This window comes from Mycobacterium vicinigordonae, from assembly GCF_013466425.1.
GTDB classification, from domain to species: domain Bacteria; phylum Actinomycetota; class Actinomycetes; order Mycobacteriales; family Mycobacteriaceae; genus Mycobacterium; species Mycobacterium vicinigordonae.
Genome location: NZ_CP059165.1, coordinates 3,175,227 through 3,188,564 on the forward strand (window position 1 = coordinate 3,175,227; position 13,338 = coordinate 3,188,564).

12 protein-coding genes are annotated in these 13,338 nt (G+C 64.1%); 4 read left to right on the forward strand and 8 right to left on the reverse strand.

Features of this window, described 5'->3' with window-relative positions; translation table 11 throughout:
* Window positions 1–63 precede the first annotated feature (63 nt).
* Complete coding sequence (locus tag H0P51_RS14320; RefSeq protein ID WP_425488859.1) at window positions 64–984, reverse strand: DUF4344 domain-containing metallopeptidase; 921 nt, start codon at window positions 982–984, stop codon at window positions 64–66.
* 265 nt (window positions 985–1,249) lie between these two features.
* On the opposite strand from H0P51_RS14320, the gene H0P51_RS14325 reads away from it, so the two are divergent.
* Together H0P51_RS14325 and H0P51_RS14330 are read left to right on the forward strand one after the other, a co-directional pair.
* Window positions 1,250–4,078 carry an MMPL/RND family transporter gene (locus H0P51_RS14325; RefSeq protein WP_180913494.1) on the forward strand — a complete coding sequence of 943 codons (2,829 nt, stop codon included), beginning with the start codon at window positions 1,250–1,252 and terminating at the stop codon, window positions 4,076–4,078.
* Between the two features lie 57 nt (window positions 4,079–4,135).
* The gene (locus tag H0P51_RS14330; RefSeq protein WP_180913495.1) at window positions 4,136–5,011 is read left to right on the forward strand and encodes an SDR family NAD(P)-dependent oxidoreductase; all 876 of its coding nucleotides are present in this window, start codon (window positions 4,136–4,138) and stop codon (window positions 5,009–5,011) included.
* On the opposite strand, the gene H0P51_RS14335 is transcribed toward H0P51_RS14330, so the two are convergent.
* Entirely contained in the window at window positions 5,012–5,938 is a 927-nt protein-coding gene (locus H0P51_RS14335) for a putative antibiotic biosynthesis monooxygenase (RefSeq protein WP_180913496.1), read from the reverse strand.
* 235 nt (window positions 5,939–6,173) lie between these two features.
* Here H0P51_RS14335 and H0P51_RS14340 point away from each other — a divergent pair, with 235 nt between their 5' ends.
* The gene (locus H0P51_RS14340; RefSeq protein WP_180913497.1) at window positions 6,174–7,589 is read left to right on the forward strand and encodes a WS/DGAT/MGAT family O-acyltransferase; all 1,416 of its coding nucleotides are present in this window, start codon (window positions 6,174–6,176) and stop codon (window positions 7,587–7,589) included.
* A gap of 12 nt (window positions 7,590–7,601) precedes the next feature.
* Here H0P51_RS14340 and H0P51_RS14345 read toward each other — a convergent pair whose 3' ends face one another.
* From H0P51_RS14345 to H0P51_RS14370, 6 genes are all read right to left on the reverse strand, one after another.
* Entirely contained in the window at window positions 7,602–7,985 is a 384-nt protein-coding gene (locus H0P51_RS14345) for a DUF5073 family protein (RefSeq protein ID WP_180913498.1), read from the reverse strand.
* Complete coding sequence (locus H0P51_RS14350) at window positions 7,985–8,773, reverse strand: heavy metal-binding domain-containing protein (RefSeq protein WP_180913499.1); 789 nt, start codon at window positions 8,771–8,773, stop codon at window positions 7,985–7,987. The genes H0P51_RS14345 and H0P51_RS14350 overlap by 1 nt, the downstream gene beginning before the upstream one ends.
* Window positions 8,774–8,815: 42 nt before the next feature.
* Window positions 8,816–9,007, reverse strand: coding sequence for a ferredoxin (locus H0P51_RS14355; RefSeq protein ID WP_180913500.1), 192 nt, complete (start codon window positions 9,005–9,007; stop codon window positions 8,816–8,818).
* Window positions 9,004–10,188 (reverse strand): cytochrome P450, encoded by a 1,185-nt coding sequence (locus tag H0P51_RS14360; RefSeq protein WP_180913501.1) that lies wholly within the window; start codon window positions 10,186–10,188, stop codon window positions 9,004–9,006. The genes H0P51_RS14355 and H0P51_RS14360 overlap by 4 nt, the downstream gene beginning before the upstream one ends.
* Window positions 10,189–10,256: 68 nt before the next feature.
* Window positions 10,257–10,664 (reverse strand): hypothetical protein, encoded by a 408-nt coding sequence (locus tag H0P51_RS14365; RefSeq protein WP_180918973.1) that lies wholly within the window; start codon window positions 10,662–10,664, stop codon window positions 10,257–10,259.
* Between the two features lie 111 nt (window positions 10,665–10,775).
* Window positions 10,776–11,708: a metal-dependent hydrolase gene (locus H0P51_RS14370; protein ID WP_180913502.1), complete on the reverse strand. Its 933-nt coding sequence runs from the start codon at window positions 11,706–11,708 to the stop codon at window positions 10,776–10,778.
* A 345-nt stretch (window positions 11,709–12,053) separates the two neighbouring features.
* On the opposite strand from H0P51_RS14370, the gene H0P51_RS14375 reads away from it, so the two are divergent.
* Entirely contained in the window at window positions 12,054–13,280 is a 1,227-nt protein-coding gene (locus H0P51_RS14375) for a hypothetical protein (RefSeq protein WP_180913503.1), read from the forward strand.
* The last annotated feature ends 58 nt before the right edge of the window (window positions 13,281–13,338 follow it).

The window sequence follows — 13,338 nt, forward strand, 5'->3', positions numbered from 1 at the left end:
CATGTGCGGTCAACGAGCGCTCGCCAACCGCAGCCTGAATACTGCGTGAACTCCGACCCGGGGTCAGCTGGGCTTCTTCAGGTGCGGGTCCAGCAGCTGATGCCACGCCCGGGACATGTTCTTGAATTCGTCCTCACAGTTGCCGGCCCGGTCCTCCGGCAGATCCCCGGAGGTGACGATGCTCGCATTGGCGGTCGTATCCGAGCCATAGATCCAGCACTCCCAGTTGTACATCCGGGTGATGTCCATCGGGTGTCCGTCCCAGAACGGCAACTCGTTGGCGTCGCCGGCTTCCCTGGCGCTCAGCTTCCAGTCCTGGGCGGTGTTCATCGCGATGCGCACGCCGTTGGGGTAAGGCTGATTGTCTGCCCCCGGTGCGAGCAATTCGAACGCGGACAGCTGATCGGCCACGTCCTCCTCGCGTCCGGTGAAGGCCAGGTCGTAGATGGCCAGGGTGGCGTGACCGAGTTCGTGGTAGAAGGCGGAAATCTTCGCGTCGACGGCGGCCTGCACCGCGTCTGGGTTGCCGGCATTGGCAAAACGTTGCTCGCTGTGCGCGATGTCCTCGTAGCACAGCAGCACCTCGTTGGCGTTCGGATCCCAGAAGTCGTTGTCACCACACGCCTTGCCGACCACCGCCACGTCGTGCGGCAGATTCAGGGTGTCATTGACGTGCTGAGACACCGACTCCAACACCTTGGCGTCCACCATCAATTTGCGACCGGCTTGCGCGTCGGGCGACTCAGCCTCTTCGTAGCGGAATGTCATGATGGCCCCCGTAGCGCCCTCAGCGACCGAGCTCGCTGCCCCGGACCCGGGCGCCTGCGCCGTCGTGGCAGGCCGGTTGGTGGCCGATGCCCCTTGGGCTTGGTGGCTCTTGGAGCCGCCACACCCGACTGCCGTCAGCAACGAAAGACAGGTAGCGACAACGATAACCGGCCTGAGCAAGTGGTCCAGCCCCCTCCCATGACGCCCGCGTGTCATGTCATGCCATGAGAGTGCCGGTGGGCACCTGTCAGAACGTTACGACAGCTGCGCCCTAGATGTAGGCGATTCTGCCGCGCTGCGACCGGCCTGACCGCTCCCGGCGCCAGGTGCTGAAATTGCTGTCGATCCGATCGCGACAATGGTTGAATTAGCCGACTTCGTCCGGGTTTGTTTCGGCGTCGAACGAGAAGGTGATTTCACAGTTGAACTTCTATGAGCCGGCGCCGGCTACCCGACGCTCGGGACGGCTGAGGTTCAGGCGGTGATCAGCCGATTTATCTATCGCTTCGCGCTGCTGATCGTCGGAGTCTGGGCGCTGCTTGCCGTTGCGGGTAACAGCCTGGCCCAACCCCTCGAATCAGTGGTCGCCAACGAGGACCAGCCGTTCCTGCCGTCGGGTACCAGCACCGCGCTTGCGGTGCAGCGGTCCGCCGCAGCGTTCAACCAAACACCCACCGACAACGTCGGCTACCTGGTCCTGACCCGCAATGCGATGATCGATGAGCACGATCGAGCGTTCTACAACCAGTTGGTCACGGCCCTGCGCGCGGATTCGGCGCACGTTCTCGAGCTGACGGATTGGTTGCGGGTACCAGTCTTGGCAGACGCCGCCAGCAGCGACGACAAGCATGTGTTGATCGCTCGCATGCGTCTCAACGGCATGGTTGGCACGACCGAAGCCGCCGGTTCGATCAACTCGGTGCGTGCCGTTGTGGCACGAATGCATCCGCCCGAGGGGCTGCACGTCTACATCACCGGCGCTGGCGCGACGGTCATGGACGAGTTCGGGGCGATCGACCGCCAGACCCAGGTCATTACAGCAACGACGTTCGCGGTACTGCTAGTCCTGCTGCTGATCGTGTACCGATCCCCGATCACCGCGATGATTCCGCTGGTTTCGGTGATCATGGCGTTGGGGCTGGCCAAGCCGCTGGTATCAGAGCTGGCCGCCCACGAAATGATCAGCATTTCGCTGTTCTCCTTGGCCGTCAGTGTGGCGGTGGCCGTAGGCGCTGGAACCGGCTTTGCGATATTCCTGATCGGGCGTTACCACGAAAGACGACGGCAGCATTTCGAGCCGGCCGAGGCGCTTGCCGACGCCTACCGGGGCGTGGCTCCCGCGATCATCGGCTCGGCTCTGATCGTCGTCGCGCCGTTGGGGACATTGGCGTGGCTGAGCCTGGCGCGGATCAGCATGTTTGCAGCCACCGGGATTCTCTGCGCGATCGGCGTTTTCGCGGCCGGTTTGTCCGTGTTGACGGTTACGCCGGCCCTGATCGCCCTCGCCTCGCGCGCCGGCCTGGTCAGGCCTCCGCAGCGAAAGGGCCTGCGGCGCCGGTGGCGCCGCATCGGCACACATGTGGCTCGCTGGCCGGCGCCGATCCTGGTGTCCAGCGGAGTATTGGTGCTCATCCTGATGATCTGGCTACCAGGGGTGCCCATCGGATGGGACGAAACGGCGACAACCTCGGCCAACTCGGAATCCCGTCGCGGGTATACGGTCGTCGACCAGCACTTCCCGCCGAATCAGCTGCTTCCGGCGGTCGTCACGATCGAGACCGACCACGACATCCGCGACCCCGCGGGGTTGACCGCCCTCGAACGTGTCACCAGCGCGATCATGGGCATCTCGGGTGTGCGCATGGTGCAGTCCGCCAGCCACCCCGGCGGAATGGTGTCCAAGCAGGCCGCGCTGACAGCCACCGCCGGCAACGTCGGCGACCAAATCGACGAATTCTCCGACCGGCTCACCGCCCGGGCTGCGACTTTCGTCAACCTCGATGCCGCTCTGACCGAGGTTTACAACGGTCTCGACCTGATCCAGTCGGGCGCGGCCGCGGGTAGCTATGCCATCGGCGGCGTCAGCTTGGCGGTCCACATGACGCAGCAGGCGATAGGCAAGGTCCGCGATCGCTCGGCGGATGTCTCCGAGATCTTCGATCCGCTGCACAGCTTTGTAGGTGCGATAGCGGACTGCGGCAAGACTCCGGTGTGCGTGGCCGCCCGGGAGGCGATGCAGTGGGCGAGCACCGTCGTCGGCGGCTCGGCCAAGATCGTTGACGCCGCGGACCAGCTCGCCAAGGCGGTTGCCGACGCTGCCACATCATCCGGACTGGCTGGCATCGCGACGGTGGTAAACGGCGCGGGCGGACAGATGGCGCAGGTGCGGGCCTCGGGTACGGATCTGCGGCAGGTGCTGGGCAGTCCTCGTCCGGTGCCTACCCAAGAGCTTCCGACCTATCTGCACAGCCTCATGTCCATCTCGCAGGGCAGCCCCGGCGTAGATCTCTATGCCTCCCGAAAGATCCTGACCGACCCGAGTATGCGCCCGGCACTCGAGGAATTCTTTTCCCCGAGTGGCAAAGCGACGCGACTTTACGTCTACGGAAACGGCCACGAATGGGGCAACGAGGGTGCGGTACGCGCTCGCGCCATTTCGGCTGCCGTCACCGATGCCACCAAAGATGGCGCACTGAAAGCGAGCACCGTGGAACTTGCCGGCGTGGGGCCGGCCACTCGCGACCTGCAAGACATCCTTAGTGGTGACCTGTCCTTGATGGTTGTGCTCACATTGGTAGTCATCGTGATCATCTCTGCGGTGCTGCTGCGAAGCACGTTCGCCGGATTGATTGTGCTGGGCACCATCGCAGCGTCCTACCTCTGTTCACTCGGTGCCAGCGTGTTGTTTTGGCACCGGATGTTGCACCACGAAGTGCATTGGTCGGTAGCGCCAATCGCGTTCATGTCGATGATCGGCGTGGCGTCCGGCGGTAACCTCCTGTTCGCTCTGCGGATCAGGGAAGGCGTGGCCGCGGGGCTACGCACCAGCATCATCCGGGCCTGCGCTGCCACCGGCGGTGTGGTTACCGCTGGTGGCATCGTCGTCGGCATCGCAACAATCGCGCTCTCGGCGAGCACGGTGTTGAACGTGGCGCAGATTGGTTTCACCGTCGGCGTTGGACTGCTGTTGAACGCCTTGGTGATGCGAGCGTTCGTGCTGCCGGCGATGATGGTGGTGCTGGACCGGTGGCTGTGGTGGCCGCGTCGCTCCAGGGTCGACGAATCCGAATTCGAGCCTGTCACCGCTTGATCCGCCTGATTCCCAACCAGTTTGGTGGCGTGTCAGCTGTCGACGGAGGTGTTCACTATGAGCGGTGACCGGTTGCTGGCAGGGCGCGCTGCGGTGGTTGTCGGCGGCAGTCGCGGCATCGGACGGGCGGTTGCGGAGTTGCTTTGCGGTCTGGGCGCTTCGGTGGTCATCAACGGCCGCGACCCGGATGCGGTGCAGCAGACCGTGGATGCACTGACCACATCCGGCGGTCAGGCCGGTGCGGTGACCGGGTCGGCTAACGACGAGCGCGTCGCCGCCGCACTGATCGAAGAGTGCACGAATACGTTCGGGCGACTGGACATACTGGTCAACTGCGCGGGGATAGCCGAACCGCCGCGCTCGTCGATACTGCGGATCTCGCCCCAGGAGTTCGACCTACTGATCGGATCCCACCTGGGCACGGTGTTCCACACCTGCCGTCTGGCGGCACCTCTCATGGCGGCGCAGGGCAACGGCGCGATCATTAACACGGGTTCGTCGGCGTTTCTCGGCGACTACGGTGGCACCGGCTACCCGGCCGGCAAAGGCGCCGTCAACGCGCTGACGATGGCGATCGCCGCGGAGTTGAAGGCCGACGGGGTACGCGCCAACGTGGTGTGCCCCGGCGCCCGGACGCGGCTGTCCACCGGGCCGGAGTATGAGCAGCACATCGCGAATCTGCATCGGCGTGGATTACTCGACGAGCTGACGATGCGTGCGTCGCTGGACGCCGCGCCCGCGGAGTTCGTCGCACCGGTCTACGCCTACCTGGCCAGCGACGTTGCCCGCGACGTCACCGGTCAGATCCTGGTTGCGGCAGGAGGTTTCGTCGGGCGTTATGACCGGCCGACCCCGACGTTGCTCGGCTATCGCGACCACCACGACAGTGACCCTTGGTCGGTCGCCGAGTTGCACGCGATGATCGGCGGCTGATCACCCGATCAGGGTGAAGATCAGCAGGGCGGCCGCGTAGCCGACCGCAACCACCGCCGCTCCGGCCGCGCTGATTCGCCTGCTCTCTCCCTCGATCGGGTCCAGCCAGCGCCGGAACGGCCGCGACGCTGCGGGCACCAGAACCCATTGCAAGAGAACAACACTGATGACGTTACCTAGGAAGACCGCCGGCGCCTGCTGGAGTCCGAGGTGGCTCAGCACGGGTGCCAGCCACCGGGACAGCAGCATCACGGTGGGGTACAGGCAGAGCACCACCAACATCGCCGACTTCCATGCCGGGGTGATCTTGGTTTGGCCGTCCGCGACGCGGACGGTCGACCCGAATGGAGCGCTGCGGGGCAGCTCGGCGAAGTCGCGGGACAGTTCGTCGCGCAGGCGCGGCAAGGCCTGCTGACGCTCCTGCGAGCGAATCCAGCCGCCGAGCTGCCCGGCAGTTCGGAACCGCAGCACCGACATCCACTGCCCGTCACGATCCGGCGGAAATAGTGCGGTGCCCTCGTACCCTGGAAATGTCGTGCTGGCCAGCGTCAGATTACGTTGGGCCACAACGAATTCAGACTCCTTGCCCGGAGCTACGCTGTGCAGAAAGACACCCCGGTCAGCTGGCGGCGGCTCGCCCTGGGCAAGTACCAGGTCCGAAGCGCAGCGCCAGCACCCCAGCGGTTGGCCCTGGACGAGCATCGCTCGGCGTTCTGAGCCGTCCAGCCAGCTATCGAGGGTGCTGACACTATCGAACGTGATCGCTAACGCACAGTCCAACTGCTGCCCGCGCTGCACCGCGGCGCGGGCGCTGACGAATCCGGCCGCATCGCGAGCGGAGTCCAGGTAAGCATCCGCCCACTGATTGAATTGGCCGGGATCGGCGGGCGGGTGGAAGAACGTGATAGCGGTAGCGCCAACTGTCATGCCAGTGTCTTACCACTGGGTGGCTACCACGAGGTGTCATTGCACTGCCTCGTCGACGAGCCCCGGCGGGTGCGGGCGCGTCCCGGCCAGCGCGGCTATGCAGGACCAATGAGATCAAGGTTTACCGGAATACGTGGTGGGGTAAGGAGATCATTGGGGTTTTTGTGCTCGACGGGGAGCCGGGGATTCAAAACCTCGAAAATTCATGCACGCCAACGACTCAGGTAGCCGGTCAATGGAGCGATTAAGCGGAATAGACGCCTTTTTTCTCTACATGGAGACACCAACCCAGCCGCTGAATGTGTGCTGCGTCCTGGAGTTGGACACCTCGTCGATGCCGGGGGGCTATGCCTACGGCAAGTTGCGTGCCCTGCTTGCCAAACACGTCCGAGCAATGCCGGAGTTCCGGATGAAGCTCGCCGACAGCCAGTTCAACCCCGACCATCCGGTCTGGGTCGACGATGATGACTTCAAGTTGCGGCGCCACCTGCACCGCCTCGCCGTGCCCGGGCCCGGCGGCCGCCGCGAGTTATCCGAGATCTGTGGACATATTGCCGGACTGCCGTTGGATCGTGATCACCCGTTGTGGGAAATGTGGGTGATCGAGGGAGGGGCCCGCGAGCATTGCCTGACGGTGATGCTCAAGGTTCACCACGCGTTGGTCGACGGCGTGGCAGGGGCGAACCTGCTGGCTCAGCTGTGCAGCCCGCAGCCGGACGCACCAATTCCCGAACCCGTTACGGGTGCGGGGCGGGCAAGCGCGCTGCAGATCGCAGTGAGTGGGCTGATGAACGTCGTGAAAAGGCCGCTGCGCCTGGCGACCGTGGTGCCCGCAACTGCGTTGACTCTGGCTCAGACGGCACTAAGCGCACGAGAGGGCCGCACGATGGCCGCCCCTTTCCGTGCTCCGCAGACACCGTTCAACGGTCCGCTCACTCGGCAGCGCAATGTCGCCTACACCCAGCTCGATATGCGCGACGTCAAGCGGGTCAAGAACGCGTTCGGGGTGACGGTCAACGACGTGGTGGTCGCGTTGTGCGCCGGAGTGCTTCGGCGCTTCCTGCTCGAACGCGACGAGCTGCCGGACACCCCGCTGGTGGCCACCGTGCCGGTTTCGGTGCGGGGCAAATCCGACCGGCCCGGGCGAAATCAGACCACGTGGATGTTCTGCCGGCTGGCCACCCAGATTAACGATCCCGTCGAGCGCATCCGTGCCATCGCTGCGGGGAATGCCGCCGCCAAAGACCACGCGGCCGCCATGGGGGCCGCGCTGTTGCACGACTGGACCGAGTTCGGTGGGCAAACGATGTTCGGCACGGCGATGCGCATCTTGCCGCGAATTCCATTGACCAGCAGTCCCGTCTACAACATGATTCTGTCGAACGTGCCGGGCCCGCAGGACCACCTCTATTTCCTGGGTTGCGGCGTCGAGTCGATGTATCCATTGGGTCCGCTGCTCGGCGGTGCGGGGCTCAACATCACGGTCATGTCGCTCAACGGAGCCCTGGGCATCGGCATTATTTCCTGCCCAGATCTGCTGCCCGAGTTGTGGGGGATGGCTGATGCATTTCCCGATGCGCTCAAGGAGCTGCTGGTGTGCTGTGACAGCGTGGAGCGCAGCGCTGTTACGGTCGCCTCAGACCCAGAGTGACCTTTTCGACCCTCACCACGGATTGCCGGTGCTGGTACCGAGCACCTCGACGGCCGCGTTGATGTTGGGGATGACGGTGGCGCCGTAGCGGGCCACGATCTGACCGAGTGCACGGGTGATGTGCGGTCCGACGGCCTCGGCAAGCAAGATGTCCTCGGCGATGACGATGCCGTTGACGACGTGCCCGGCCAGCAGTCGCCCGTCGCGGGTCAGTTCGTATCGCCAATCGCCAATCTGGATCCGCTCCGGATTGGACGAGAAGAACCCTCGTTTGGCTGGCGTGTGCACCACGCCGGGCAAGCCGGCGAACACCTGGACCACCAACGCGACACCACCGGGGCCGGACAGTGCACCGCCGATGGTGCGACTGACCCGCTCGGGGTTGAATTCCAGCATCAGTTGTCCATCGGCAGTACGAAGGTGGGCTTGATGGTCTCGCCACTTCCGGTGCGCCGCACCGCGGTTCCCGCGGTGTAGAACTCCACGGTGTGGTGGCCCCACGCGTAGTTGGAAATGGCGAAGTGCACGCCAACCACCCCTGTTCCGCCGTCGCGCTCAGCCTCGGTTTGCATTCGCGACATCGCCAACTCGCGCGCCTGATAGTTGCCCTGAGTCCACTGCGGCATCTCCATGTTGCGCCCCATTTGCTTGAGCGTCTGCATAAACCCCTGCACCGCGATGTGAAATACGCAATTGCCCATCACGAACGCCACCGGGGTGTGCCCGGAACGCAGCAGGGTCACCATGTCCTGGCCGGATAGGTGGCTGGAAAATGCCTGCCCGTTGGGACGGCGGAAGGCGCCTGGCTTCTCGGTGTACCGGACGGCGGTCCCCACCGCCATGAACTCAAGGTGCTCGCCGCCCTCGCCGTGGTGGCGCCAACTGAGCCGAACCCCGACGATCCCGTCGGCGTGCAAGGCGTCGGCTTCAGCCTGCATGCGTGCCATCGCGTTCCAGCGTGCCCGATACGTTGCCTCGGTGAGAACACCCAACTCTTGCTGCTGGCGCATGCCGGTGAATTGATAACCGACGTGGTAAACCGAAACCCCCATTACCAACTCGATCGGTTCGAAGCCAGCGCCGTGCAACAGCGCGAACTCGTTGATCGACAGGTCGGACGTCCACGATTTCGACGCGTGCGACAACCGTTCGCTGGCTACTGGATCGAGCGCGTTTGGCTCCATGTGCGGACGTCCCTTCTTTGGTTTGCGTCAGCGTACCGAGCCTTACGTCAGCGTGATCGCGTCCTCGGGGCAGTTTTGCGCGCCCGTCAGCGCGTGCCGTTCGAGCTCGCCCGACACATCCGCGACGAGCACCACCGAATGCCCGACGTCGTCGCAGTCGTAGACCTCGGGTGCCAGTGAGTAGCAGCGCCCGTGGCCCATGCACCGCTCGGGATCGACGGTGACGTGCTTCATCGTTGGACCGGCGGGAACGTCAGTGGTAGGGCTTCCACCGAGCGCAGCGCTGCGGTGTACTTCAGCTCGGTGCCAGGTGGAATCTCGTAATCCGGTATACGCCGGTGGAATTCGCGCAGTGCCACCCGAAGCTCCATACGCGCCAGGTGGGATCCGAGGCAGCGGTGCGGGCCTCCGCCGAACGCCCGGTGACGATTCGGACTGCGAGTGAAGTCCACCAGTTCGGGGTCGGGGAATTCGGCCGGGTCGGTGTTCGCCGCGCCAAGCAACGGGCTGACCCGCTCGCCCTTGCTGACTGGACAGCCACCGACCTCGACATCTTGCATCGCCACCCGCACGACGCCGGGAACCGGTGTCTCCCATCGCAACAACTCCTCGACGGCGTGCGGCAGGATATCGGGCTGTTCGACCAGCTGGTGACGGTGCTCCGGATGCCGTGCCAGATACACGAAGAAGCAGTCGAGGGAGTCGGTGACCGTATCCAGTCCGGCGATCAGGAATAGGAAGCAAATGTCGAGTAACTCTTCGCGCGATAGCGTCCCGCCACCGTCCTCCTTGAAGTGCGTCGCGATCATTGCCGACAACACGTCGTCGCGGGGGTTGGCGATGTGGTCGTCGATCGCGCGGTCGAAGTACTCGTAGATCTGCAGTGCCACCGGCGCCGACGCCGCATGCCGATCATCCGAAGCGATGGCACCCTCCGGGCGAATTACGCCGTCCTTCCACTCCAGGAACTTGTCGAGATCTGCCAGCGGCAGTCCGAGCAGCTGCAGGAATACGGTGCAGGGCAGCGGCACGGCGAACTCGGCGTGGAAATCGCATTCGCCGCGCTCGGCGAAGACATCGATCATCTCGTTGACCAGTGCGCCCACCTGCGGTTCACGCCGGGCCATCTCCCGTGGGGTAAACAGCGGATCGAGGATGCGGCGGTACTTCGCGTGGTCGGGCGGGTCGATCTGCAGCGGGATCAGCGGCCGCAGATTGCCGAGATCCACCGCGTCCATGTTCGACGAGAACAGATCAGTGCGCTTGAGCGCCATCTCAATGTCGGCAAGCCGGCTGAGCACTACCGCTTGGGGGGATCGGAACACCGGAGCCGACTCTCGTAGTGCCTTGTACATCGGTTGTGGTTCGGCCAGTCCCATCATGGCCTGGTCGACGAACGATTCGGCTTCAGTCATGCGATCAGCCTGGCACCGCGCCGACGGGTGGGCAATCCTTTATTGTAAAAATACATAAGTTAGATAAGTTATCGATGTGGTCGCTGGCGGCGTTGCAGCAACACCAGCCCGGCGCGGAACGCTCCGCGCAGGGCATATAGGGCCGTCACTACCGACAACACGATCAGCAGGACGAAGGTGGGCAGCCAGTTGCTCCGGCTATGGCTGACGTCCCACCAGATGACGGTGAATAACAGCACGCAGATCAGCAGGACGATGTCCCTCCAGTTGCCCTGGTACGACGCCGCGGTCTGGCGCAGTCGACGGCCCCGGTCAGTCGCCTCCACGAGGTCGTCGATGCGGTCGTCGATGGTGCGCTGGAGTTCGGCTCGTCTCCGGGTCGACTCCGGGGGGAGCCGGTCAAGTAGGTCCATGTCCTGCTTGATCAAGCCGCGAAAGTCCGGGCCGCGGAATTGGCCGGCCGCCAGCGCCAGCATGGCGCCACCCAGGATGGGCGCACTGTTCAGCGCGATCTGTCCGAAACCAGCCACGGCCGATCCTCCTCTGTTCAGACGTTTCGTCGAGGATCGCCGAAGCGGGAGAGCAGATCAACTCCGTCGGGCGCTGCCCGCCCCGACGGTGTACCAGCGGGCGGCCGCCTTCGGATTCTCGTCGTACTCCGCAAACCAGCGGGCAGCGAGTTCGGGCAGCTTCTCGGTCGTAGGGTTGTGCCTGGGCCCTTGGGAGCGAATCAGGCCGACCAGCATGTCAAGCACCTCACGTCGCGGCACCCCCGCATACGTTCCCTGGCCGGGCGGCAGGAGTTCCCGGGAGGCTTTGAGTGAGCTGCGAAACGCGCTCAGCGACAACCCATTCGGAATGAGTCGGCCGAACTCGCCACCCTGCTCCTTGGGAACGTGCCGTTGGAATCCGCTGGAGATGATCTTAAGGATGTCGCTGATGTGCCGCACGACGCCGCCGATGGTCTTGACGCGGTAGGGGTAGCTGTCGTGGACGGCGTCGTAGACCAGCAGGGCTGAACTGCGGTGCTCGATCTCTTCGCAGAAGTGCCAGATGAACATTGAGGCGACTCGCTCGTCACCGGGCCGGAACAGCTTGTCCTCGTGGTCGAGGAAGACCTTGAAGTAGGGCGTGAAGGTCGCCTCGACCACGGCCGGGTAGGCCAGTCGCCATGCCAGCGGCTTGGTTGCGGTGAGTCGGTCGAACGAGGCGGTGACCTGCTCCATGGTGTCCTGCAGACCTGGCCAGCGACGGCTCAGCGCCCGGACATGGCTCTGGTGTGCGGCCGAGTGCTGCGCTTCCTGACGTAGATAGGCATTGGCCTCGGCGGCGTCGGCCGGATTGCGCATCAACGGTATTGCCTCGCGCGTCGCGTCGACGATGAACTTCTCGAATCCCGGTGCGAATAACGAGATCACGTTGCACTGCATGCCGAACGCCGGGCGTTCGGGCTGCCAATTGAAGGGGATGTCGTCGCCGGCGAAGTCGAAGCGAACCCGCCTGACCTGTAGGTCCGTCATCGTCGAGCCCCCTCACAGTCGATGAGACTGACAATACACATTCTGGTCTATGTATGGCGACTTGGCAATGGAGAGTGCCTTGGCAGGAGTCGTCCCGCCAGCCGTGATGGACATCTGTCCAGGATTCTCTAGCCAACCAGCGGTGCCGAGGCCAGGAATGTCTGCTGAAGCGAGGCGGTCTCGCGCTACCGAAACCTGTCTTACACGACGTATAGCGTCCTTGTCCGAGCGAGCAGGGTCGACTAAGGTTGATTGCGAAACCAGACACCTGTCCATAATTGACCGCGTATGCAGCCCGTTGAGCCGTCAACCTCGACAGTGTCACCACTCGGAGGACCCTTTTCCATGACCAGCAGGTACGCCGGCCTCGGCCGTGACCAGCTCGCCATCCTGGTACCGGAGTTGCTGCTGATCGGCCAGATGATCGACCGCTCCGGAATGGCCTGGTGCATCCAGCATTTCGGCCGGGAAGCGATGCTGCAGATCGCCATTGACGAATGGGCGGGCGCCAGCCCGTTATACACCAAACGCATGCAGCGGGCGCTGCGCTTCGAGGGCGACGACGTGATCACCATCTTCAAGGGACTGCAGCTCGACATCGGTGCTCCGCCACAGTTCATGGACTTTCGCTACACCGTGCACGACCGGTGGCACGGCGAGTTCCACCTCGACCACTGCGGGGCGCTGCTGGATGTGGAACCGATGGGCGAGGAATACGTGCGCGGCATGTGCCATGACATCGAGGACCCGACGTTCGACGCCACCGCGCTGGCCACCAATCGCAAGGCCCAGGTTCGGCCGATCCATCGGCCGCCTCGGGTGCCCGCCGACCGCAACCCGCATTGCGCCTGGACGGTGATCATCGACGACTCTCACCCGGAGGTGGGTTTCATTCCGGCTCTCGAAATCGTCGGCCGAACTCGGGCGGCCACCACCGAACTCGACGAGATCGACGGGACTGAGCCCGGGCAGTCGGACTACTCTGGCCCGCTGGTCTCCGACTTCGATTTCGGCGCCTTCTCCCATTCAGCCCTGGTACGCCTCGCCGACGAGGTGTGCCTGCAGATGCACCTGCTATTCCTGTCGTTCGCCCTCGCGGTGAGCAAGCATGCCGCAGACGATGTGGAGATAACCCGCTCGATAGCCACCAAGCAACTGATCGGGCTGGCGGGCTTGGCCGCCGAGCGGATCCACCGGGCACTGCACCTGCCCGGCGGTGTCGAGGGTGCGGTACGGGTGCTGGAACTGCACCCGCTATTCAATCCCGCCGCGTATGTGTCTGCCGATTTCGAAAGCGACCGGGTGCACCTGCATCCGTCACCGGCCCACGAAGACAACGCGTGGCCGGCGCTGGTCTCGCCTGACTCCGTCAAACCGCTACAGGCGATCGTGGCCGCGGTTGATCCGAACCTGAACGTCGAAGTCAACGGCAGGCCAACGGACTGGACCGCGATCGTGATCGAAACCGGCACTGCGGCAAAGGAATTTTCTGAGGTCGCGGTCACCAAGTTCAGTGGCGGTTCGACGTTCGTCTTCCAGCCACGAAAGTCGCTACCCCTAACGCCGGTCTAGCCAAACGCTATTGGCGAGCACAGAAGTTCTGATCACCTCGGCTACCAACAACCCCGCA